Origin of the sequence: Leucobacter sp. VD1 (assembly GCF_037150695.1) — a bacterium.
GTDB lineage: Bacteria > Actinomycetota > Actinomycetes > Actinomycetales > Microbacteriaceae > Leucobacter.
In genome coordinates, this window is record NZ_JBBCPO010000003.1 from 388,841 (window position 1) to 409,751 (window position 20,911).

16 protein-coding genes and 1 tRNA gene are annotated in these 20,911 nt (G+C 67.7%); 14 read left to right on the top strand and 3 right to left on the bottom strand.

The window, feature by feature from the left end; all coding sequences use genetic code 11:
* Positions 1-22: 22 nt before the first annotated feature.
* The gene (locus tag WFL22_RS10790; RefSeq protein ID WP_336992777.1) at positions 23-2,395 is read right to left on the bottom strand and encodes an excinuclease ABC subunit UvrA; all 2,373 of its coding nucleotides are present in this window, start codon (positions 2,393-2,395) and stop codon (positions 23-25) included.
* A gap of 109 nt (positions 2,396-2,504) precedes the next feature.
* Here WFL22_RS10790 and WFL22_RS10795 point away from each other — a divergent pair, with 109 nt between their 5' ends.
* Positions 2,505-3,419, top strand: coding sequence for a CPBP family intramembrane glutamic endopeptidase (locus WFL22_RS10795; protein WP_336992778.1), 915 nt, complete (start codon positions 2,505-2,507; stop codon positions 3,417-3,419).
* A gap of 234 nt (positions 3,420-3,653) precedes the next feature.
* Complete coding sequence (locus WFL22_RS10800) at positions 3,654-4,247, top strand: HD domain-containing protein (RefSeq protein WP_336992779.1); 594 nt, start codon at positions 3,654-3,656, stop codon at positions 4,245-4,247.
* Positions 4,248-4,335: 88 nt separating this feature from the next.
* On the opposite strand, the gene aroQ is transcribed toward WFL22_RS10800, so the two are convergent.
* On the bottom strand, positions 4,336-4,776 hold the full coding sequence (gene aroQ, locus WFL22_RS10805; RefSeq protein ID WP_336992780.1) for a type II 3-dehydroquinate dehydratase: 441 nt from the start codon (positions 4,774-4,776) through the stop codon (positions 4,336-4,338).
* Between the two features lie 168 nt (positions 4,777-4,944).
* On the opposite strand from aroQ, the gene trmB reads away from it, so the two are divergent.
* The 9 genes from trmB to WFL22_RS10850 all read left to right on the top strand — a co-directional run bounded on the left by trmB (position 4,945) and on the right by WFL22_RS10850 (position 14,812).
* Positions 4,945-5,691 (top strand): tRNA (guanosine(46)-N7)-methyltransferase TrmB, encoded by a 747-nt coding sequence (trmB, locus tag WFL22_RS10810; RefSeq protein ID WP_336651882.1) that lies wholly within the window; start codon positions 4,945-4,947, stop codon positions 5,689-5,691.
* A 30-nt stretch (positions 5,692-5,721) separates the two neighbouring features.
* Positions 5,722-7,092 (top strand): MFS transporter, encoded by a 1,371-nt coding sequence (locus WFL22_RS10815; protein WP_336992781.1) that lies wholly within the window; start codon positions 5,722-5,724, stop codon positions 7,090-7,092.
* Positions 7,093-7,970: 878 nt separating this feature from the next.
* Positions 7,971-8,267 (top strand): metal-sensitive transcriptional regulator, encoded by a 297-nt coding sequence (locus WFL22_RS10820; RefSeq protein ID WP_336651880.1) that lies wholly within the window; start codon positions 7,971-7,973, stop codon positions 8,265-8,267.
* A gap of 58 nt (positions 8,268-8,325) precedes the next feature.
* Positions 8,326-8,398 (top strand) — tRNA-Arg (locus WFL22_RS10825).
* Between the two features lie 122 nt (positions 8,399-8,520).
* Positions 8,521-9,300, top strand: coding sequence for a hypothetical protein (locus WFL22_RS10830; protein ID WP_336992782.1), 780 nt, complete (start codon positions 8,521-8,523; stop codon positions 9,298-9,300).
* A 76-nt stretch (positions 9,301-9,376) separates the two neighbouring features.
* A complete protein-coding gene (locus tag WFL22_RS10835; protein ID WP_336651878.1) occupies positions 9,377-10,633 on the top strand; it encodes a cation:proton antiporter domain-containing protein in 1,257 nt (418 codons plus the stop codon).
* Positions 10,630-12,300 carry an amidohydrolase gene (locus WFL22_RS10840; RefSeq protein WP_336992783.1) on the top strand — a complete coding sequence of 557 codons (1,671 nt, stop codon included), beginning with the start codon at positions 10,630-10,632 and terminating at the stop codon, positions 12,298-12,300. Before WFL22_RS10835 ends, WFL22_RS10840 begins: the two co-directional genes overlap by 4 nt.
* 55 nt (positions 12,301-12,355) lie before the next feature.
* A complete protein-coding gene (gene argS / locus WFL22_RS10845) occupies positions 12,356-14,026 on the top strand; it encodes an arginine--tRNA ligase (RefSeq protein WP_336992784.1) in 1,671 nt (556 codons plus the stop codon).
* Positions 14,027-14,044: 18 nt separating this feature from the next.
* Positions 14,045-14,812 carry a hypothetical protein gene (locus WFL22_RS10850; RefSeq protein ID WP_336992785.1) on the top strand — a complete coding sequence of 256 codons (768 nt, stop codon included), beginning with the start codon at positions 14,045-14,047 and terminating at the stop codon, positions 14,810-14,812.
* 89 nt (positions 14,813-14,901) lie between these two features.
* On the opposite strand, the gene WFL22_RS10855 is transcribed toward WFL22_RS10850, so the two are convergent.
* Positions 14,902-16,392: a PucR family transcriptional regulator gene (locus WFL22_RS10855; RefSeq protein ID WP_336992787.1), complete on the bottom strand. Its 1,491-nt coding sequence runs from the start codon at positions 16,390-16,392 to the stop codon at positions 14,902-14,904.
* A gap of 175 nt (positions 16,393-16,567) precedes the next feature.
* Between WFL22_RS10855 and WFL22_RS10860 the strand changes: the two genes are divergently transcribed.
* From WFL22_RS10860 to lysA, 3 genes are all read left to right on the top strand, one after another.
* A complete protein-coding gene (locus WFL22_RS10860; RefSeq protein WP_336651873.1) occupies positions 16,568-17,665 on the top strand; it encodes a Zn-dependent alcohol dehydrogenase in 1,098 nt (365 codons plus the stop codon).
* Between the two features lie 35 nt (positions 17,666-17,700).
* Positions 17,701-19,125, top strand: coding sequence for an APC family permease (locus WFL22_RS10865; RefSeq protein WP_336992789.1), 1,425 nt, complete (start codon positions 17,701-17,703; stop codon positions 19,123-19,125).
* Between the two features lie 270 nt (positions 19,126-19,395).
* Positions 19,396-20,844: a diaminopimelate decarboxylase gene (lysA, locus tag WFL22_RS10870; protein ID WP_336992790.1), complete on the top strand. Its 1,449-nt coding sequence runs from the start codon at positions 19,396-19,398 to the stop codon at positions 20,842-20,844.
* Positions 20,845-20,911 lie beyond the last annotated feature (67 nt).

A 20,911-nucleotide genomic window follows, 5' to 3' on the forward strand; every position in this document is an offset into this window, starting at 1 on the left:
TGCGGTGCCGGGGCGCCGCGACTCAGGTCACGGCACCCACGTACTCGGCAAGGTGCTCGCCGGTCAGTGTCGCACGCGACTCGACGAGATCCCGCGGCGAGCCCTCGAACACGATAGTGCCGCCCTGCTGCCCGGCCCCCGGCCCGATATCGATGATCCAGTCGGCGTGGGCCATGACCGCCTGATGGTGCTCGATCACGATCACGCTCTTGCCCGCGTCGACGAGCCTGTCGAGCAAGCCCAGCAGCTGCTCGACATCGGCGAGGTGCAGTCCCGTGGTGGGCTCATCGAGCACGTAGACCTCGGCGTCTTCGAGCATGTGGATGGCGAGCTTGAGGCGTTGCCGTTCGCCGCCGGACAGCGTCGAGAGTGCCTGGCCCAGCTTGATGTAGCCGATGCCGACATCGACGAGCCTGCTGAGAATCTTCACCGCCTTCGGAATCTTCGATTCCGGTGCCGAGAAGAACTCCAGTGCCTCAGCCATCGACAGATCGAGCACCTCGGCGATGTTCTTGCCGCCGAATGTGTACTGCAGCACCTCGGCGTCATAGCGTTTGCCGTCACACACCTGGCACACGCTCTCCATTGTCGCCATCATGCCGAGGTCGGTGTAGATGATGCCCGCCCCCTTGCACTCGGGGCAGGCACCCTCTGAGTTCGCGCTGAAGAGTGCCGGCTTCACGCCGTTCGCCTTCGCGAACGCGGTGCGCACGGGATCGAGAAGGCCCGTGTAGGTGGCAGGGTTCGAGCGGCGCGAGCCCTTGATCGCGCCCTGGTCGACCGCCACAACACCGTCACGATTCGACACGTAGCCGTGGACGAGCGAGCTCTTGCCTGAGCCGGCCACGCCGGTGATCGCGCACAGCACGCCGAGCGGCACGTCAACGTCGACCCCCTGCAGGTTGTGGCGATCCGCCCCTCGCACCTCGATCGCTCCTGATGAGCTGCGCACCGCGTCTTTCAGACGAGCGCGGTCGTCGAGGTGCTGGCCGGTGAGCGTGCCAGAGGCGCGCAGCGCATCGACGGTGCCCTCGAAGCAGATCTCGCCGCCGTCGGCGCCGGCCCGGGGCCCGAGATCGACCACGTGGTCTGCAATCGCGATCATTTCGGGCTTGTGCTCGACGACGAGCACCGTGTTGCCCTTGTCGCGCAGCTTCAGCAGCAGCTGGTTCATGCGCTGGATGTCGTGCGGGTGCAGGCCGATGGAGGGCTCGTCGAAGACGTAGGTGGCGTCGGTGATGGGGGAGCCGAGGTGGCGGATCATCTTCGTGCGCTGCGACTCGCCGCCGGAGAGGGTGCCCGTGGGGCGATCGAGACTCAGGTAGCCGAGACCGATCTGCACGAAGGAGTCGAGAGTTTCGCAGAGTTTCGCGATGAGCGGTGCCATGCCGGGATCGTCGATGCCGCGCACCCACTCGGCAAGGTCTGAAATCTGCATCGCGCACACATCGGCGATCGAACAGCCATGGATCTTCGAGGAACGGGCGGTCTCGTTGAGGCGGGTGCCGTCGCAGCCGGGGCAGGCGTGGAACACGATCGCGCGATCCACGAACGCCCGGATATGGGGCTGCATCGCCTCGCGATCTTTGGAGAGCATCGACTTCTGAATGCGAGGGATGAGCCCCTCATAGGTGAGGTTGACGCCCTCGACCTTGATCTTTGTGGGTTCTTTACGAAGGAGGTCGTCGAGCTCGGCGGGTGTGAAGTCGCGGATCGGCTTGTCCATGTCGAAGAGATCGGCGAACAGCCGCCCCCACCAGCTGTCCATGCTGTAGCCGGGCACCTTCAACGCCCCCTCCGAGAGGGACTTGTCAGCATCGTAAAGTTCGTCGAGGGCGAAGTCGCTCACCGAGCCGCGACCCTCGCAGACGGCGCACATGCCACCCAGAATCTCGAAACTGCGGCGCTCCTTCACCGTCTTGCCGCCCTTCTCGAGCGTGACTGCACCGGCGCCGCTCACCGAAGCCACGTTGAAAGAGAACGCGTTGGGTGAACCGATGCGCGGTTGGCCGAGCCGCGAGAACACGATGCGCAGCATCGCATTCACATCGGTGGCGGTGCCCACGGTCGAGCGCGGATTGGCGCCCATGCGCTCCTGATCGACGATGATCGCCGTGGTCAGCCCCTCGAGCACATCGACGTCTGGGCGCGATTGCGAAGGCATGAAGCCCTGCACGAAGGCGCTGTAGGTCTCGTTGATGAGGCGCTGCGACTCAGCGGCGATGGTGCTGAACACGAGCGAACTCTTGCCCGAGCCCGAAACCCCTGTGAAGACCGTGAGCCGGCGCTTGGGCAGCTCGACGCTCACGTTCTTCAAATTGTGCTCGCGAGCACCCTGCACCCTGATGCGGTCATGGCTGTCAGCAGGGTGTGCGGTGGTGCGTTCCTCGGTCATGGGGAAAGCGTAGCGCGGGCCTCCGACATTGCACTTCTTCATTCCTGATCGGTGCGTACCGAGAACTTTCGGTCCGCGACGAGCGCCGCCAGGCGCTAGCCTGAGAGGCATGCCGAGCACCACAGCGGGATCGCAGCTGCAGCCGGGAGCGGTGATCGCAGCCCTGCTCACCGTGCTCGCCGCACCGGCATTTTTCGTCGCCGAGCTGCCGCTGCTCGGCATCGCGCTGCTCGCGGGCGGCATGCTCACCGCTTGGGCGGTGTCGAGCCGCCCCCGGAGCGCTGAGCCCGGCGCAGCTGCGGGATCCGCCACCGCGGGAGCGCGATCAGCCGCCGATCGAGCCGCATCCGCCCCCCGCATGCCCAGCCTGCTGCGCGACCTTTCCCTCATCGCGATCGGCCTGCTCATCGTGCGCACCATTCCGCTCGCCGCCGAACTCGACAACTGGTCGATGCTGAAGTTCACCCTCGCCCTGGGCGGTGCCGTCGCCGTGCCCTACGCCGTCTCGCGCTGGGGGTACCGCGACCGCGCCGTTGCCTTCCCGTGGCGGGCGGGCCAGCGCTGGGGGCGACTGCACTGGTCGTGGCTTGCGGCGGTGCTCGTGCTGGGGTGGCTCATCCTGCCCTGGTATTTCATCGGCTCCGGCGTGTACCGCAACTGGCCCGCCGTCGATGACGGCGACCTCATCGCCCGCCTCTTCGTCGGCGTCGGCGCCGTCGGCATCTGGGATGAGCTGTTTTTCATCTGCACCGTGTTCGCGGTGCTGCTGCGGCACTTCCCTCCCTGGCTCGCGAACGTGCTGCAGGCGATCGTCTTCGTGTCGTTTCTGTGGGAACTCGGCTATCGTGCCTGGGGCCCGCTGCTCACGATCCCGTTCGCGCTCGTGCAGGGCATCATCTTCCTGCGCACGCACTCGCTTGCCTATGTCGTGACCGTGCACCTGCTCTTCGACGCGGTGGTGTTTGCCGTGCTCGTGCACGCCCACAACCCGCAGCTCTTCGACGTGTTCGTGACGGCGCCGTAGGGGCTGCCCCGCCCCGCCCCGCCCCGCTTCGAGTCGGCCTATTCGTACCGAGTCTGCCGACGGTTCGCGCGCATTCCGGGCCGGGTCTATACTTGCGGGCCGACTCAATTCCCAGAAGAGCGGGAAGGGGCGGATCAGCTGACGGCGGGTCGTGGCTTGCCGGAGCATCCCGGTCTTTCGTATGGTCAGGCGAGCGCAGTTGTGCCGTCATCCGTGTTGAGACAGGAGCCCACCGTGTCCCTTCCGCGTTCGAGCCTCGTCGAGAGCGCCGCCGCCCACGTCTCCGCGCATCTCACGGAGCCCGTGCTCCACCATTCCGTGCGCGTCGCTGAGCTCGCGACACGCATCTCCGAGTTCGAACAGCTCCGGATCGACCCCGACCTCCTCTGGGTTGCGAGCCTGTTCCACGACTTCGGGACCGTCGCCGGGGCCGAGACTCCCGAACGATTCGAGGTCGTCGGGGCCCGGGAGGCGGTGCGATTTCTCGGCACGCACGGTGTGCAGGGCGACGCCGCGCAGGAAGTGTGGGACGCGATCGCGCTCCACACTTCCCCGCATATCGCCGAAGCACGAGGCGGCCTCACCCGGGCGATCCGGCTCGGCGTGCTCATGGACTTCGGCGACGACGTGCTCGCGGACTCCGCCGCGATCCGGGCTGAGCTGGAGCTCACCGCGCCACGGCTGGACATCGAAGTCGTGCTCGCGGACGCCGTCGTCGGGCAGGCGTCCGCCTGCCCGGAGAAGGCTCCGCCGTCGAGCTGGCCGGGAGACCTGTACTCATGGCATCTCGAGCATCCCGAGCACCGCGGGAGGAACGCCGCCTTCTGAGCCGCCGCATCCGCGTTCGAGCGGCGCGAGATCCCCTACGCCGGCGACGACCACAGCAGGTGCCCCTTCCGGCTCGTCCCGGTACGGCCTAGTCGGAGAGGAGCACCGCGAGACGGCGCACCGCGAACTCGTATCCCTGCACGCCGCACCCGACGATCACGCAGCTCGCGATATCCGACACGAAGGAGCGGTGGCGGAACTCCTCGCGCGCGTGCACATTCGAGATGTGCACCTCCGCGATCGGCAGCCCGACGCCCGAGAGCGCGTCGCGGATCGCCACCGAGGTGTGGGTGAAGGCGGCGGGGTTGATGATGATCGCAGCGCACTCCTCGCGTGCGGCGTGGATCGCGTCGATGAGCGCGCCCTCGTGGTTCGACTGCACCGCGCGTACCTCAAGGCCGAAGGCCGCGGCGGTGCGCTCGACGAGCGCCTCGACGTCTGCGAGGGTGTCCGCGCCGTAGATCTCGGGCTCGCGCGTGCCGAGCAGGTTGAGGTTCGGGCCGTTTACCAGGAGCAGCCTTCTGGACATGGTGCGTTCCCTCCGCGTCGACGTGTGCCTCCATGGTACCGCCGGGGTGCTGCTCTCTCACTCCTGCCCCTTTTTCCAATTCCGCACCGACGGAGCGCGGCGCTCTCCCGCCTCGTGTCACATCAGAGGGCCACGCCGCGACCGCCTGCAGTGGGCTACCGTAGATGGGTGACTGACCAGCAGCCCCTGCCACACAAGAGCTTTGACCCCTCGACCTTCCGCGATAAGCCCGTCTCCTTCGTGCGCCGTAGCGGTCGCATGACCCCTTCGCAGGTGCGGGCCTGGGAGGAGCACCGTGCGAAGTACGTGCTCGATATTCCGCACGGGGCCGCCGCCACGAGCGTCGCAGACGGAGCGACAGGGGATCCGCAGCAGATTTTCGGGCGGATCGCGCCGCTGGTTGTCGAGGTCGGATCGGGCCAGGGGCACGCGATTCTGCACGCTGCCGAGACGCGGCCCGACACCGACTTCCTCGCGGTCGAGGTGTTCCGCGCCGGGCTCGCGCGCACCATGATCCGCGCCGAGCTCGCCGAGCTCGACAATCTGCGCCTCGCCGAGGTCAACGCCCCCGAACTGCTCGAGAAATACCTCCCCGAGGGCTCGGTGTCGGAGATCTGGGTGTTCTTCCCCGACCCCTGGAAGAAGGAGCGCCACAAGAAGCGCCGCCTCGTGAGCGACGACTTCGCGCGCATCGCGCACCGCGCGCTGCAACCTGGCGGCGTGCTGCGCCTCGCAACCGACTGGGAGGACTACGCCGAGCAGATGCGTGAGGTGCTCGACGCGGCCCCGGGCTTTACGCGCAACTTCACGGGGGAGTGGGCGGATCGCTTTGACGGGCGCGTGCTCACCGCCTTCGAGCAGAAGGGCGCCGAGAAGGGTCGCGAGATCCGCGATCTCAGCTACCGGCGCGCGTGAATGTCGGGGGTCGCCTCTAACATGTGAATCATGAGCGAATCCGGCCCCTCCCTCTCGCAGCGCCTCGACGCACTGCCCTTCACCCGCAAGCACGGGCGCGTGCTGACGGGCTCGGGGCTGGGGTGGGCGCTCGACGCAATGGACGTCGGCCTCATCTCCTTCATCATTGCCGCGCTGGTGCAGCAGTGGGGCATCTCGAAAGGAGAGAGTGGCCTCATCGCCTCGGTGGGCTTTCTTGGCATGGCGATCGGCGCGAGCCTCGGCGGCCTGCTCGCCGACCGTCTGGGCCGCCGTCAGGTGTTCGCGATCACGTTGCTGGTCTACGGTGTGGCGACGGGGGCCAGCGCGCTTGTCGGCGGCATCGCGATGCTGCTCGTGCTGCGTTTCTTCGTGGGCCTGGGGCTCGGGGCTGAGCTGCCCGTCGCCTCGACCTATGTGAGCGAGTTCGCACCCGCCCGTATCCGTGGGCGACTCATCGTGATTCTCGAAGCCTTTTGGGCGGTGGGGTGGACCGCTGCGGCGCTTATCGGCTACTTCGTGGTGCCCGCCTCAGAGAACGGCTGGCGCTGGGCTTTCGCGCTGGGTGCGATCCCCGCTGTGTACGCCCTCGTGGTGCGCTGGGGGCTGCCCGAGTCTCCGCGCTGGCTCGCCGGCCGGGGGTGCACCGCAGAAGCTGAGCGGATCGTCGCGCAGTTCGAGGCATCCGCAGGGGCTTCCCGCACATCACCGGTGCCTGCGGTGGGTGCCGGTGCTGCGCCAGACGTCGCAGGCAGCGGGCTGTCGGGGGCGAATGTCGCGGCGCGGTCGCGGGTCGCGGCGCTCTGGTCGCCCGAGTTCCGTCTGCGCACGGCATCGATCTGGCTGGTCTGGTTCTGCGTCAATTTCGCCTACTACGGCGCGTTCATCTGGATCCCCAGCATTCTCGTCGATGCCGGCTTCGATCTCGTGCGCTCCTTCGGTTTCACCCTCATCATCACGCTCGCTCAGCTGCCGGGCTATGCGGTGGCGGCCTGGCTCATTGAGGTGTGGGGGCGGCGGCTCACGCTGTCGGTGTTCTTGCTCGGCTCTGCGGGTTCAGCGGTGGTGTTCGGCACGGTGCACGCCGAGGCGGCGATTATTGCCTCAGGTATGGCACTGTCGTTCTTCAACCTGGGGGCGTGGGGTGCGCTCTACGCGGTGACCCCGGAGATCTATCCGACCTCACTGCGCGCCACCGGCGCGGGTTGGGCGGCCGGAGTGGGGCGGATCGCTTCCATCGTCGCGCCGCTCGTTGTGCCCCTGATGCTCGTTGTCGGGGGAGCGGGCCTGACGTTCGCGGTGTTCGCGGTGTTCTTCTTCGTCGCGGCGGGTGCCGCATGGGGTCTGGTAGACCGGCGCGGCCAGGCGCTCGACGACCGCTAGAGCACCAGGGCCCGCCCCGTGCGCCGCGTGCCGAGCGCGACGAGCGTGCCGACCGCTAGAGCGCCAGGCACCCGAGTGCCCGCGCGCCGCGCCTGCCACCCCGCGCGCCGCGCCTGCCACCCCGAGTCTCCCCACGTCAGCGCTCACGCAACAGCACCGATCGACGTTGGTGCACCTCGAATCAGGGAATCGAGGTACACCAACGTCGATCGGTGCGTGAAGTGCGGAGGCCGGTGGTTAGCGAGGGCAGCTGCACCGCTCGGCGGCGGGCACACCAGCCAGGGCTTCTTCGACGTGTTCGCCGCAGCCCACCCAGCTCGGCTTTTCGCAGTTCTGGCAGCTCACTCGCTGGCACATGGCGGTTCTCCTTCGGTCCAGGTTCCGCGGTCGCGGATCGCAGCTTCTATTGTGGAGGCTGCCGTCGCGATCCGCTATTCCACGATGACGGGTTCGTTGCCCGGGATCGCCGTCCAGCCGAGGGAACCCCCGTTGAATTCGACGACGTCGTGCCCTGCCCTGCGCGGCGCGGCGCACTCGCGGTGACGCTGCCGCGCACAGCGTCGATGCCGACGCGCACGGGGTGGTCGCGCATGATCTCGGCTTCGACGCGCGAGCCGCTCAGCAGCAGGAGGTGGCGGTAGTTTCGGCCGCGGTGTGCGTGCCGCCGCATCAGTCGTTTCTGGGCACCGAAGCCCTCACTGCGGCGACGTGCTGGCCGCAGTCGGCTCAAGTTGGTTTGGTGCATACGCGGCATTGGGTGGGGCGGCACATGGGGTTACTCTCGATTCGCAACATATCCCCGGTGGTATCCGTGTCGGTAAATATACCCCCTGGGGTATCATGGTTGTCGAGTTCGATTCCCAGAAGGAGGTTCCGAAATGAACGATGCGGACAGTGATACGGGTGCTGTATTCGGTCACGACCCCGAGGCCAAGCGAAAGGTTGTGAACAGGCTCAAGCGTGCGCAGGGGCAGCTCGCCGCTGTGATCGACGCCGTCGAGGGCGACGCGCACTGCCGAGACGTGGTGCAGCAGCTGGCCGCGGTGTCGAAAGCCCTCGACCGTGCCGGGTTCCTGGTGATCTCCTCGTCGCTCAAGGAGTGCCTGCTGAACCCCGACGCCGATGGCTCGCCGCAGCCGGACGAACTCGAGAAGCTCTTCCTGTCGCTCGCCTGAGGCCGTGGCGCTGGCGACCCTGCGAAGTGCGCTAGGCTAGTCGCGGCTGCCAGTGCTCGCCTCCGTAGCTCAGGGGATAGAGCGCCGGTTTCCGGTACCGTAGGTCGGGGGTTCGAATCCCTCCGGGGGCACGATATGCAGCCATGATGTGGGGCGTTTGGGTGGAAACACCCAAACGCCCCACAGGTGGTTCTGGCACTGGATAGGCTCGCTGCAGACGGCGCCGCCTGCGCGTCGCGGAGGGCGAAGCGATATGAGCGAAGTGACCGATACGACTACGGCAGTCGCAGCTGCGCGTGGCTCACGCCGCAGGCTGGGATTCTGGGTACTCGTCGGCGTGCTCGCGGCCTCCGGAGTAGCGATGGCGTTCATCGTGCTGTTCGGCCTGGCGGAGTCGCAGGCGTTCTCGCTCACTTGGCGGGTGTTCATCGCCGATGTGTTCCTCATCGCGTCACTGGCGGCGCAGCACGTGTGGCTGAGGCGCGCCATATGGGTCGGCACTGCGGTCACATTCCTGCTGGGTGTACTCGTCACTTTCTGGCCTGACGACGCCTACTACGTCGAGTGCGATATTTCCTCTGGCCTCGACTCCGAGCAGTCGCAGCGCACAGCATCCGGCCTGCTCAACGATCTGAACACCGCCGCGTACATCATGCTGGTGGCGCTCGTCGTGCTCGGCTTCCTTTCGCTCGGATACCGCTATCTTCACCATGAGCGGCTGCTGCGACTCATCTACATCGCAACATTCGTCGCTGGCCTCGCAGCTGCGTCCAGTTGGGCGATCGAAGCGATTGCGCAGAGCTGGCTCGACAGCCCTGTGCAGCTCGGCATCCTGATTCTCGCGCTCACCGCGGCCGCGATCGTGATTATCGCGGCGCTGGTGCAGCGGAAAGCGTGGAGGGATCGCGAGGCGGCGACTCCAGATCGTGCGGCGCCTGTGTCGGGGCTCACAACTGCGCGCTTCGACGATCCCGAGCTGCGCGCACTGGTGCGACGCTACGTGGACGAGTATCTGGAGGAGCGCGGCCGGTGATCCGCGATTTCCGCGTCTCCGTGCGGCCCCGGGATCGTTCGCCGTTGCGGCCCACAGCATCCTCTAGAGTTGGCTCATGACCGGCCTCATCATCGCTGCAATGCTTGCGATCCTGATCTGGTCGATGCTGAGCTCTCGGCTGCGGCGCTGGCAGATTTCCGGCCCTGTTTCCATGGTCGCGTGCGGCCTCGTCGCTGGGTTCGTGGTTTCTGGCGAGTTGATCGCCGGGCTCAACACGGATCTCGCTGAGCGCACAGTCGAGCTGATTCTCGCCGTGATCCTGTTCGTCGATGCCACCGAGGTGCGGGGCGGCTTCCTCGCAGGGGAGCGGGGGATTGTCGCCCGTTTGCTGGGAATCGCGCTCCCGCTGTCGCTGGTGCTCGCGGTGCTGTGCGGGATCCCGCTTCTGGGCGGATCGCCGCTGCTGGTGGTGGTGATCGTCGCGCTCGTGGTGATGCCCGTCGACTTTGCACCGGCGGGGGAGCTGCTGCGCGATTCCCGCATTCCGCAGCGTCTGCGTCACAGCCTCACCGTCGAGAGCGGGTACGCCGATGCGATCCGTTCGCCGCTGTTCGCTGTGGCGCTGCTCGCCGCCTCGGCACCCTCGCAGGAGCAGTCGCTGCTCGATGTCGTGGGGCACGCGATCCCCGAGATCGGCTTCGCGGTGCTCGTGGGTGTCGGCACCGGGTTGCTCGCAGGCCTGCTCGCGCGTGCGGCGATGGCGCGCGGCTGGACGTCGACGCACGGCATCAGGCTGGGAACGGCGCTGCTGCCGTTCATCGTCTACGGCGGGGCCATCGCGCTGCACGGCAACGGCTTCTTGGCGGCGTTTCTCGCGGGTATCGCCTACAAGAGCACTCGTGTCAGGCGTGAGCCCTCGGGCGACGAGGTGATGCGCGAGGAGGTTTCGTTGCTCGACGAGATCGGGGTGCTCTCCTCACTGGTCATGTGGTTCGTGTTCGGTGCGGCGGCAGCGCTGGTGTTCCTCGCTCCGCTCGACTGGGCCGCGGTGCTGTACGGCCTGCTCGCGCTCACACTGCTGCGGGGCGTGCCGGCGCTCATCGCCCTGCTCGGAAGCCGCACCGGGCTACGAGAGCGCGTAACGCTCGGGGTGCTGGGACCGCGGGGCACCTCAACAATCATGTTCGGGCTACTTGCCTTCAACGATCTTGACGACGACCCCGCGAACACCGTGCTGTACGTCACGGTGGTCACGGTGCTCGGCAGCGTGCTGCTGCACGGGGTGCTCGGATCGCGGCTCGTCTCGGCGCTCGGCTGGCGGGGCGGTCTGCCTGGCGCACGATCCGCAATGACCGGAACAACGCAAGCATGAGTCACGCAGCGGTGCCGGGTGTTGACGCGGTCTTTGAGAACGGGTGGATCTACACTGGACTCGAAGACGGGCCGCGGTTGGCGGGTCTCGCGATCGGGGGCGGGCGGATCCTCAGCTGCGACCCCGAGGAGATTGCCCGGCTCGCTCCCCGGGCAGCCCAGCGCATCGACCTCGACGGTCGGCTGCTGCTGCCCGGATTTCAGGATGCTCACGCCCACCCCGTGATCGCCGGCACCGAGCTGCTCGGCTGTGATCTCTCGGGCTGCGCCGACGCTGAAGCTGCGCTCGCCGCGATCAAGGCCTATGCCGAAGCCAACCCCGAGCGGGAATGGATCATCGGAGCGGGCTGGTCGATGGATGCCTTTCCCGGCGGCACCCCCACGCGCGGACTGCTCGACGCGATCGTGCCTGATAGGCCGGTGCTCCTCGAGAACCGCGACCACCACAGCGCCTGGGCCAACACGCGCGCCTTCGCCGCCGCCGGCATCGACGCAGGTACCCCCGATCCGCCCGACGGGCGCTTCGAACGCGAAGCCGACGGCACCCCCGCAGGCACAATGCACGACGGGGCGATGTTCCTCTTCGAAGCGGTGCGCGCAACACCGAGCGACGAAGACGCCTACGCCGGCCTCCTCGAAGCGCAGCGACGCATGCTCGCGCTCGGGGTGACGGCCTGGCAAGACGCCGCAATCGGAAGCCTCATGGGTCGCCCGGATACCCTACCCATCTATCTGCGGGCGCTCGCAGCGGGCACTCTGCACGCCCGCGTGCGCGGCGCACAGTGGTGGGATCGCACTGCGGGTCTCTCGCAGCTCGCGGGGCTGATCGAGCGCCGTGACGCGGTGGCGGCCTTGCACCCGCCGGAGCGTTTCTCTCTCGGCACCGTGAAGATCATGGTCGACGGCGTCGCGGAAAGCCGCACCGCTGCCATGCACGGCCACTACCGCGACGCTGCCGGGGCATCGACGGGCAGCACCGGTCTCGCGTTCTTCCCGCCGGCGCAGCTCGCCGAGTTCGTCACCGCGATCGATGCGAGCGGCATGCAACTGCACTTCCACGCCCTCGGCGACCGGGCGGTCACCGATGCGCTCGACGCGCTGGAGCGCGCCCTGCGCACGAACGGCAAGCAACACCTGCGGCACCACCTCGCCCACCTCGAAACCGTAGCCCCAGCAGACCTTGCACGCTTCGCCGAGCTGGGAGCGACCGCGAATCTGCAGCCACTGTGGGCGGCGCACGATGCGCAGCTCGATGAGCTCGTCATCCCCTTCCTCCCCGCCGGCGTCGAAGCGACCCTGTACCCCTTCGCGGCACTCGCGTCAGCCGGAGCAGCGCTCGCCGCAGGCAGCGACTGGCCGGTGTCGTCGCCGGACCCCGTGCAGGCGATCCACGTCGCCGTGAACCGTCGACGGCCAGCTTCTGCGGCACCGCCACTGGGCGAGGCGCAAGCGCTCACCGTCACCCAGGCCGTGAACGCCTACACCTCCGGTTCGGCTCGCGTGAACCACCTCGACACCGTCACAGGCCAACTCAGGCCGGGTGCGTTCGCCGACATCGCGATCCTCGATCGAAATCTCTTCGCCATCGATGCCGCCGAGCTGCACACGGCCGTTGTCGACGAGACCTGGATCGCGGGGCAGCGGGTCTACTCACGTTCCGGCGACTGAACACCGACTCGGCCGCGCAGAAGTGGCCTCCGATCGACGGGTAGACTGGACACTTGTGACGCCTCAAGAACTCGCCAGCGCCCTCGCCCGCATCCTGACCGACATCGTCGCCGCCCGCGGCCTCGATATCGAGGTCACCGAGCAGGACACGCAGGTGGAGCGACCCAAGAACCGCGACCACGGCGACTGGGCCTCGAATGCCGCCATGAAGTTCGCGAAGCGGATCGGCACGAACCCGCGCGAACTCGCCGAGGAGATCGCGGCGCGCACCGCCGAAATCGACGGCGTCGCGAAGGCCGAAATCGCGGGCCCCGGCTTCATCAACATCACGCTCGACGCTGCAAGCGCCGGCGAGACCGCGCGCCGCGTGGTCGAGCAGGGCGAGGCCTACGGTCGCGGCGACGCACTGGCCGGTCAGAACATCAACCTCGAGTTCGTGAGCGCGAACCCCACGGGGCCGCTGCACATGGGCCACACCCGCTGGGCGGCGCTCGGCGACTCGACGGCTCGGGTGCTGCGCGCAGCCGGTGCCTCCGTGACGAGCGAGTACTACATCAACGATGCCGGCGCGCAGATGGACAAGTTCGGGCGCTCCGTGCTCGCTGCGGCGCTCGGCGAAGATGCGCCGGAAGACGCCTACCCCGGCGAGTACATCCAGTCGCTCGGCGCACGCGTGCGCGAGCAGCTTCCTGGCCTTGCAGAGCTCGCCGCAAGCGATCGCGCCGCCGCCCTCGAGCAGGCCCAGGAGCTCGCCTACCAGCTGCAGCTCGCCGAGATTCAGGATTCCCTCGAGCGCTTCAACGTGCACTTCGACGTGTTCTTCTCGGAGCGCACCTTGCACGCCCCCGCAGAGGACGGCGGCAAGAGCCCCATCGAGGCCGCGATCGATCGCCTGCGCGAGCAGGGCCATGTGTTCGACGAAGACGACGCTGTCTGGGTGCGCACCACCGACTTCGGTGACGACAAAGACCGCGTCTTCACCCGCGGCAACGGAAACTACACCTACTTCGCTGCCGACGCCGCCTATTACCTGTCGAAGATGGACCGCGGCTTCGGCGAGAAGATCTACCTGCTCGGCGCCGACCACCACGGCTACATCGGCCGTCTCACTGCGATCGCCGGCGCGGCCGGAGACAACATCGAGACTGACATCACGGTGCTGATTGGCCAGCTCGTCAACCTCAACGGCGCGCGCCTGTCGAAGCGCGCGGGCAACATCATCGAGCTCGACGACCTGCTCGAGTGGCTCGGTAGCGACGCGCTGCGCTACTGGTTGGCGCGCTACCCCGCGGATTCGCCGCTGGCGCTCGACGGTGAAAAGCTTCGCAGCCGCACCAACGACAACCCGGTGTTCTACGTGCAGTACGCGCACGCTCGCACCTGCGCCGTCGACCGCAACGCGGCGACGGCCGGCGTCGACCGCAGCACCTTCGTTCCTGAGCTGCTCACGCACCCGACCGAGGCAGATCTGCTCGGCAAGCTGCAGCAGTACCCCGGTATCGTCGCCGGCGCGGCCGAGCTGCGCGAGCCGCACCGCATTGCCCGCTTCCTTGAAGAGCTCGCAGCGGCCTACCACCGCTGGTACGACAACTGCCGCGTGATCCCGATGGGCGAAGAACCCGTCGAAGATCTGCACCGCACCCGCCTGTGGCTGAACGACGCTGCGGGTCAGGTGTTGCGCAACGGCCTTGACCTGCTCGGGGTCTCGGCTCCCGAGCGTCTCTGACGCGGAGCGCACACCGTTATGCGCGAGCGGAAACCCCGCTGGTGGATCAGGCTGCTGGGCGTGCTCGTCGCGGTGGCGCTGCTCGCGGGCGCTGCTGAGGTCGCGCTGCGCCTGATCGTGCCCGACACGATCCGCAGCGCCGCCCGTGTGGGCCTCGGTCTTTCAGCCGATCACCCGGTGGAGGTTTCTCTCGGCGGATCCGCGCTGCTCTACGCCCTCCGGGGTGGCGTGGGCGATGTGACGGTGACGGTGCCTGACGCGCCCCTCATCGAGGGAGTGCAGGCCGACGCGACCGTGCACGCCGCGCTCGTGCCCTTCAATCCGATGGTGGGTGAGATTCACGGGGCCTCGGTGTCGTTGCGGGTGGATCGGGAGCAGCTCGGTCCCGTGGTGAATCTCGTCACCCAGGGCGTCGCTCAGACGGGGGAGGTGCAGGATGGCTCGCTCGTGGTGGGGCGCTCGATCGACCTCTTCGGGCAGTCGATCCCGCTCTCGGCGAAGCTGGGGGTGGCTGTCGCGGGTGCCGGTGAGATCGAGATCGAACCGCGCGGCGTAACTGCGGCGGGGCTCGACTTGAATGCCGAGCAGCTGACGCAGGCCGCCGGTGGGCTGCTCGATCCGCTGCTCCGACCACAGGTGCTGTGCGTGCGTGAGCAGCTGCCGCGCGGTGTCGCGCTCACGGGCATCACGCTGTCGAGCACCGGATCGGCGACGATCACCGCCGATTTGGACCCACGCATCGTCTCAGATGCGCAGCAGCGCGAGAACGGCAGCTGCGAGGGGTAGCAGACCTAGCGGCGCCAGATCGTGCTGCCGTGCTGCTGCACGGGGCTCTTCGTGCGCTCGAAGTGTTCGATTCGGATTGCTGCACGCGGTTAGAATCCCGCGGCTCGCAGGGCGAGCCAGGCGGCGGTGCGGTCGTCGGCGCGATCCATCGACAGGCCTGTGAGCTCTTCGACACGACGGATGCGAGCCGCGAGCGTTTGACGGTGGATGTCCAGTCGTCGGGCCGAGGCGCGGTGGCCCCCGTGCTCTGCGAGGAACACCCTGAGGGTGTGGGCGAGTTCCCCGTGCGCGCCTGATGCGTCACGCAGCGGGTCGAGCAGGCTGGTGAGGGCGTCGCTCGGGGTGCCGGTGAGTGAGGAGAGCACGAGGTCGACGGTCGGCAGCTGCGTGTATCTGTGCACGGTCTCGCCGTCTTCGAGCGCGGTATCGAGGGCCTGCCTCGCCTGTACGGCGCTCTGCGCGAGGGCCTCCGCGGGAGCTGGAGCGCCGAGGCCGAGGTGCACTCGCGCGCCTCCCATCGGGCGCAGTGCCTCGACGAGTTTCGCGAGTTGCTCCGCGAGTTCGTTCCGCACGAAGCCGCGCACCGGCCCTGTGCCAGAGGCGAACATGTGCTCCGCGCCGAGTTCGTCGAGCCAGCGGCGCAGCAGGCGTTCGAGATCCACGGTGCGGGTTTTCGTGCCGAGTGCGAAGGCGGTGAGGCTGGGCTCGTGCACTTCCCAGCGGCGCAGCAGTTCGCGTGCCGGCGGGCCGCCGGCGTCGAGCGTTGCGATCAGTGCCTCGCGGCCCAGATGCTCGGTGAGCGAGGGGTCATGGGTGCGCAACAGGAGGTCGAGGAGGGCGGCCGATTGTGCGGCGAGGTCGCGGGAGTGGGTGCGGGATCGAGATCGTGACGCGACGACAAGGTATCCGGCGAGATCGCTGTCGGAACCGACCTGGTGCAGTTGCAATCCGACGTGCCGCACGCGCACCGGCCGGCCGAGAGCGACGGCGACCGCATCGGAGACGTGGAGTCGCCCCGCTCCGGCGCTGCCAATGAGTTGGCCCTGCGCATCGAGCAACACGGCCCAGCCGTCGAGACGGTGTGCGAGCTCGGCGATGACGGCGGTGACGCCGCCGCGGCGGGCGACCTGGGTGAGTACGTTGATGCCGGCGGTCACGAGCCTGTCTGCGGCGGCTCGGTCGTCGGCGATGAGGGCGGTGAGGGTGGCGTGGAGGGCGGACCCTCCGTGGCGCGCTCCGAGGATGGCGGTCATGCCGTACCGTTCGAGCGCGGCACGCAGTTCAGCGGTATCGCTGTCGGTCACGAACACGGCACTGAGCAGCGGATCCTCAACGCGACGGTTCCCGTCGTCGCCCGCGTTGCCGCCGCCGTCGGGGTTCGATGCGGTGGCGCGCGCCGCCGCGAGGCGACGCAGGAGTTCTTCGGCGTCGCCGGTGACGAGGGTGGCGTATTCGGGGTTGCCCACGACGACGAAGGCCTCGATCGGGGAGACGCCGTCGACGGGCGTGCGCTCACCCAGACGCTGGGAAATACAGCTTCCGGCGATCGCTCGCGAGATCGCTTGCAGGTCCAAAGCCACGGGCTCAGTGTACCAAGTGCACAAGGTAATCGAGGCGTTTCGACACTTGGTGCAGTGACAGTGTACCCGTCAGGTCCGTAGCATCGCTTCAGTCGCTGCGAGTCGCGGCCTCGTCGGGTCAACGGCCCGGGGTGCCCATCGCACGAAGCAATTGATCGAGACAAAGGAGTTCACCATGAAGGCTGTCGTGTTCCGCGATCCTGCCACCCGCGCCGAGGTGGCGGATGTCACCCTCGCCGCTCCCCGGGCCGGAGAGGTGCGCGTGAAGATCGCCGCGGCAGGTGTCTGCCACTCCGACCTGCACGTCAAACGAGGGGAGTGGGATGCCCCAGCGCCCATGATCATGGGGCACGAGGGCTCCGGCGTCGTCGTGGAGCTCGGCGAGGGCGTCACCTCGCTCGCCGTCGGCGACCACGTCGTGCTGAGCTGGGTGCCGCCGTGCGGCGAGTGCCGGTACTGCTTGCAGGGGCACGAGGCCCGCTGCCAGAAGGTGGCCACCGTCGTCGCACCGCAGGGGGTGCTCTTCGACGGCACTTCGCGGCTCAGCCTCGGTGATGAGACGATTCACCACTACCTCGGCGTCTCATCGTTCGCCGAGGAGGCGATTGTGCCCGCCTCGGGTGCCATCAAGGTGCGCGATGACGCTCCGCTCGATGTGATCGCCGTAGTCGGCTGCGCTGTCGCCACCGGCGTGGGTGCCGTGCTCAACACCGCCGCCGTCGAGCCCGGCGCGACCGTGGCCGTCATCGGCTGCGGAGGCGTGGGCCTCAACGTAGTGCAGGGTGCGAAGCTCGCCGGCGCCGAACGCATCATCGCGATCGATATCGTGCCCGAGAAGACGCGCATGGCGCTGCAGTTCGGGGCAACCGACCGCATCGACGCCTCCGAGCGGGACGCAGTGGAGCAGCTGTTCGAACTCATGCCCGACGGCGTGGACTACGCCTTCGATGCGATTGGACGCACCTCCACCACCGAGCAGTCCATTCGCATGCTCGGCCTGGGCGGTGCCGCCGTCATCGTGGGCCTGCCGCCCACGGGTGCCCGGGCTTCGTTCGAGCCCCTCGTGCTCGCCGAGGCCGACCAGCGAATCCTCGGATCCAACTACGGATCGGTGCGCCCCTCCATCGACATCCCCGCGCTCGTCGACAGGTACATGGATGGGCAGCTGAAGCTCGATCCGCTGATCTCAGGCCGACGACCTCTTGACGAGGCCGCCGCGGCGCTCGATGACCTCGAAGCCGGCGGCGTGCTGCGCACGCTGCTCATTCCGTAGACACCCCACCATTAATCAGCTCATAGGAGAGAATGATGACCCACACCACAGAACGGAAGGTCGACGCCGGCCTGCGCGAAGGGGTGATGTCCGGCCCTGAACTCGGGGCCCAGGCCATCGCCAGCATCGCGCCGAGCGCCGTGATCGCCTTCACCGCTGCTTCCATTTTCCTCGGCGCCGGCAACGGCACCATGATGGCGTTCGTGCTTGCCACGATCGTGATCCTGTGTGTCGGCTACATCGTCACCGTCTTCGCGCGGCGTCACGCCTCCGCGGGCTCGCTGTACACCTACGTGTCCAAGGGTCTCGGCCCGAGCGGCGCCTTTGCAGCTGGGGTCGCCCTGCTCATCGGCTCGTGGGGCATCGCGGCCGGATCGCTTGGTGGTGCGGTGTCGTACGCCTCCGACCTGCTGCAGCTGTTCGGCGTGCCGGCCAGCGGCACCGTTTGGCTGGTTGTGCTGACAGTGATCATCGGCGGCCTTGCGACGTTCTTCACGATCCGCGGCATCCGCATCTCGGCGCGCGTCTCCCTCGTGCTCGAGCTCGTGTCGGTCTTCATCATTCTCGTGCTGCTCGTCGCGGCCCTCGTCTGGCTCGGCCCTGACGCGTGGGATCCTGCACAGTTCTCGTTCGAGGGGGTGCCGTTCCAGGGCGTCGCCGCGGGTATGGTGCTCGGCATTCTGGGCTTCGTGGGATTCTCCTCGGCCGACGCTCTCGGCCGCGAGGCGCGCAACCCGCACACGGCCATTCCTCGTGCGATCATGTGGAGCGCAGTGGTTGTTGGTGTGCTTTACGTCTTCGCCGCCTACACGCAGATTGCCGTTCTCGGCGACGAACTAGGCGAGGTCGCGAGCCCGCTGCAGGCCATCAACGACCGCATCGGGATGCCCGCCTGGTTCGCGCCGGTGCTCGTGTTCGGTGTTGCTGCGTCGTTCTTCGCCGTGGTGGTCGCGCCCCTCAATGTGGTCGGCCGTATTGTCTACGTGATGGGGAAGGAGGGCATGGTGCCCGAGCGCTTCGGCCGCACCCACGAGACCCACCTCACCCCGCACCGGGTGCTCCTCATCGCCGGTCCCGCAGCTATCGTGCTCGACGTGATCCTGCTGCTTGCAGGCACGCAGCCAATGGATATCGTCGTGTGGGTCGACACTTACGGCACCTACGGCTACATGGTGGCCTACGCGCTGGTGGCGATCGCGGGTATCGTCTACACGAAGCGTGCCGGTATCCCCAACCGCTTGGTGTGGCTGTGCGCGGTGGTCGCGGTTGTGGCCATGGTCTACGTCTTCTTCGCGAACGTGTGGCCGGTGCCTGCCTTCCCCATGAACGTCATTCCCTACATCTTCGCCGCCACGATGCTGCTCGCCTTCAGTCGCTTCTGGTGGATCAAGGCGAACCGACCCGAGGTGCTGAAGCATGTGGGCAACACCCACACGGCAATGCTCGAGGGCGTGGGCTAAGGGTCTGTCGCCGAGTCCGATGGGATACTCCGATGGGACGGCTTCCGCTTCGCGCGGGTGCCGTCCCGTCGGCATTTCTGCGGTGTTCCATCGTCACAGAGTGTTGCGCGAACTGATCCGGGAATGTCGGCACGGTAAGCTGGAGGGGTCCGTTCCGAGGGAGACCTCCGTTCGCACGGCTTCAGGGGCCAATCCGGGTCCGCTCGCCAGAGGTGCACGCCTTCGCGAGCGTGCGCACGACACCGTATCTGACCGCCGAGGAAACCACTGATGACCGAGCCGCAGCCGCGCTCTGACGCCGCCCCCGTCGAGGCGCACGTCGACGCGAACGCCATCGATCCCCGCGTCTTTCCGCCGTCTGCCCGCCGTGGCAGCCGTTGCGGCGCGCTCAAGCTCGGCGGCATCCGCGCTGCGGAACTCACCGCGAAGCACGGCTCTCCGCTGTACGTGATCGACGAGGAATCCGCTCGCGAGCGTGCCCGCGAGGTGCGTGAGGCGTTGCAGCGCGAGGCAGAGCGGATCGGCACCGAAGCTACCGTCTACTACGCGGGAAAGTCGTTCCTCTGTGTCGAGGTCGCGCGTTGGATGGAGGAGGAAGGCCTCGCCATCGATGTCGCAAGCGGGGGCGAGCTTGCGGTCGCGCTTGCTGCGGGGGTGGATCCGGCGCGCATCGGCTTCCACGGTAACAACAAATCGGAGCGCGAAATCGCGCGCGCGGTTGAAGCCGGAGTCGGCACGATCATCATCGACAGCGAGATCGAGACTGAGCGGATCGCGGCCGCCGCGAGCGCCGCAGGGCGTCGGCAGCGGGTGCGTCTCAGGGTGAACAGCGGTGTCCACGCCTCGACCCATGACTTCCTGGCGACCTCGCACGAGGATCAGAAGTTCGGCCAGCCGCTTTCGGAAGCTCCTCGTCTGGTGGCGGCGATTCTCGCCCACGACAGCCTCGAGTTCGTGGGCCTGCACTGCCATATCGGCTCTCAGATTTTTGCGACCGACGGGTTCCGCGAGTCGGCTCGTCGCCTGCTCGGCATGTACCCCGAGCTGGAGCGTTTGGCGGGCGAGCCGATCCCCGAGCTGAATCTCGGTGGCGGGTTCGGCATCGCCTACACGAGCGCTCAGGCGGATGAGGCACCGGCCATCGCTGATATCGCGCGCGAGCTCGCCGACATCGTGGCCGAGAGTGCTCGGGAGTTCGGTGTCGCGCTTCCCAAGCTCGCGTTCGAGCCGGGGCGTACGATCATCGGCCAGGCCGGTGTGACTCTGTACACGGTGGGCACCACGAAGCGGGTGGCCCTCGCGGGGTCTGACGTGGCGGCCGACCCCGCCGATCTCGGCAGCGAGACGAGGCTCTATGTAAGCGTCGACGGGGGCATGAGTGACAACGCCCGTCCTGCGCTCTACGGCGCCGACTATCAGGTGCGCATCGCGAACCGCGAGAGCGACGCAGAGCCTGCGCTCGTGCGGGTGGTGGGCAAGCACTGCGAGTCGGGCGACATCGTCGTGCCGCGCGACCTGCTGCCTGGCGATGTGCGCCCGGGCGACACCCTCGCTGTGGCGGCGACGGGGGCCTACTGCTGGTCGCTCGCGAGCAATTACAACTACGTCCCCAGGCCGCCCGTGGTGGCGGTGCGGGAGGGCGCGTCGCGTCTCATCGTGCGCGGCGAGACCGAGGACGAGCTGCTCGCCAAGAGCGTGTTCCCGGCACCCGCCCCGTAAGTGTCGGTGGTGGCAGGCAGACTGAACCCACGGTCAGCCGGCTGCCAACGTTGACAGCTGAACAGAT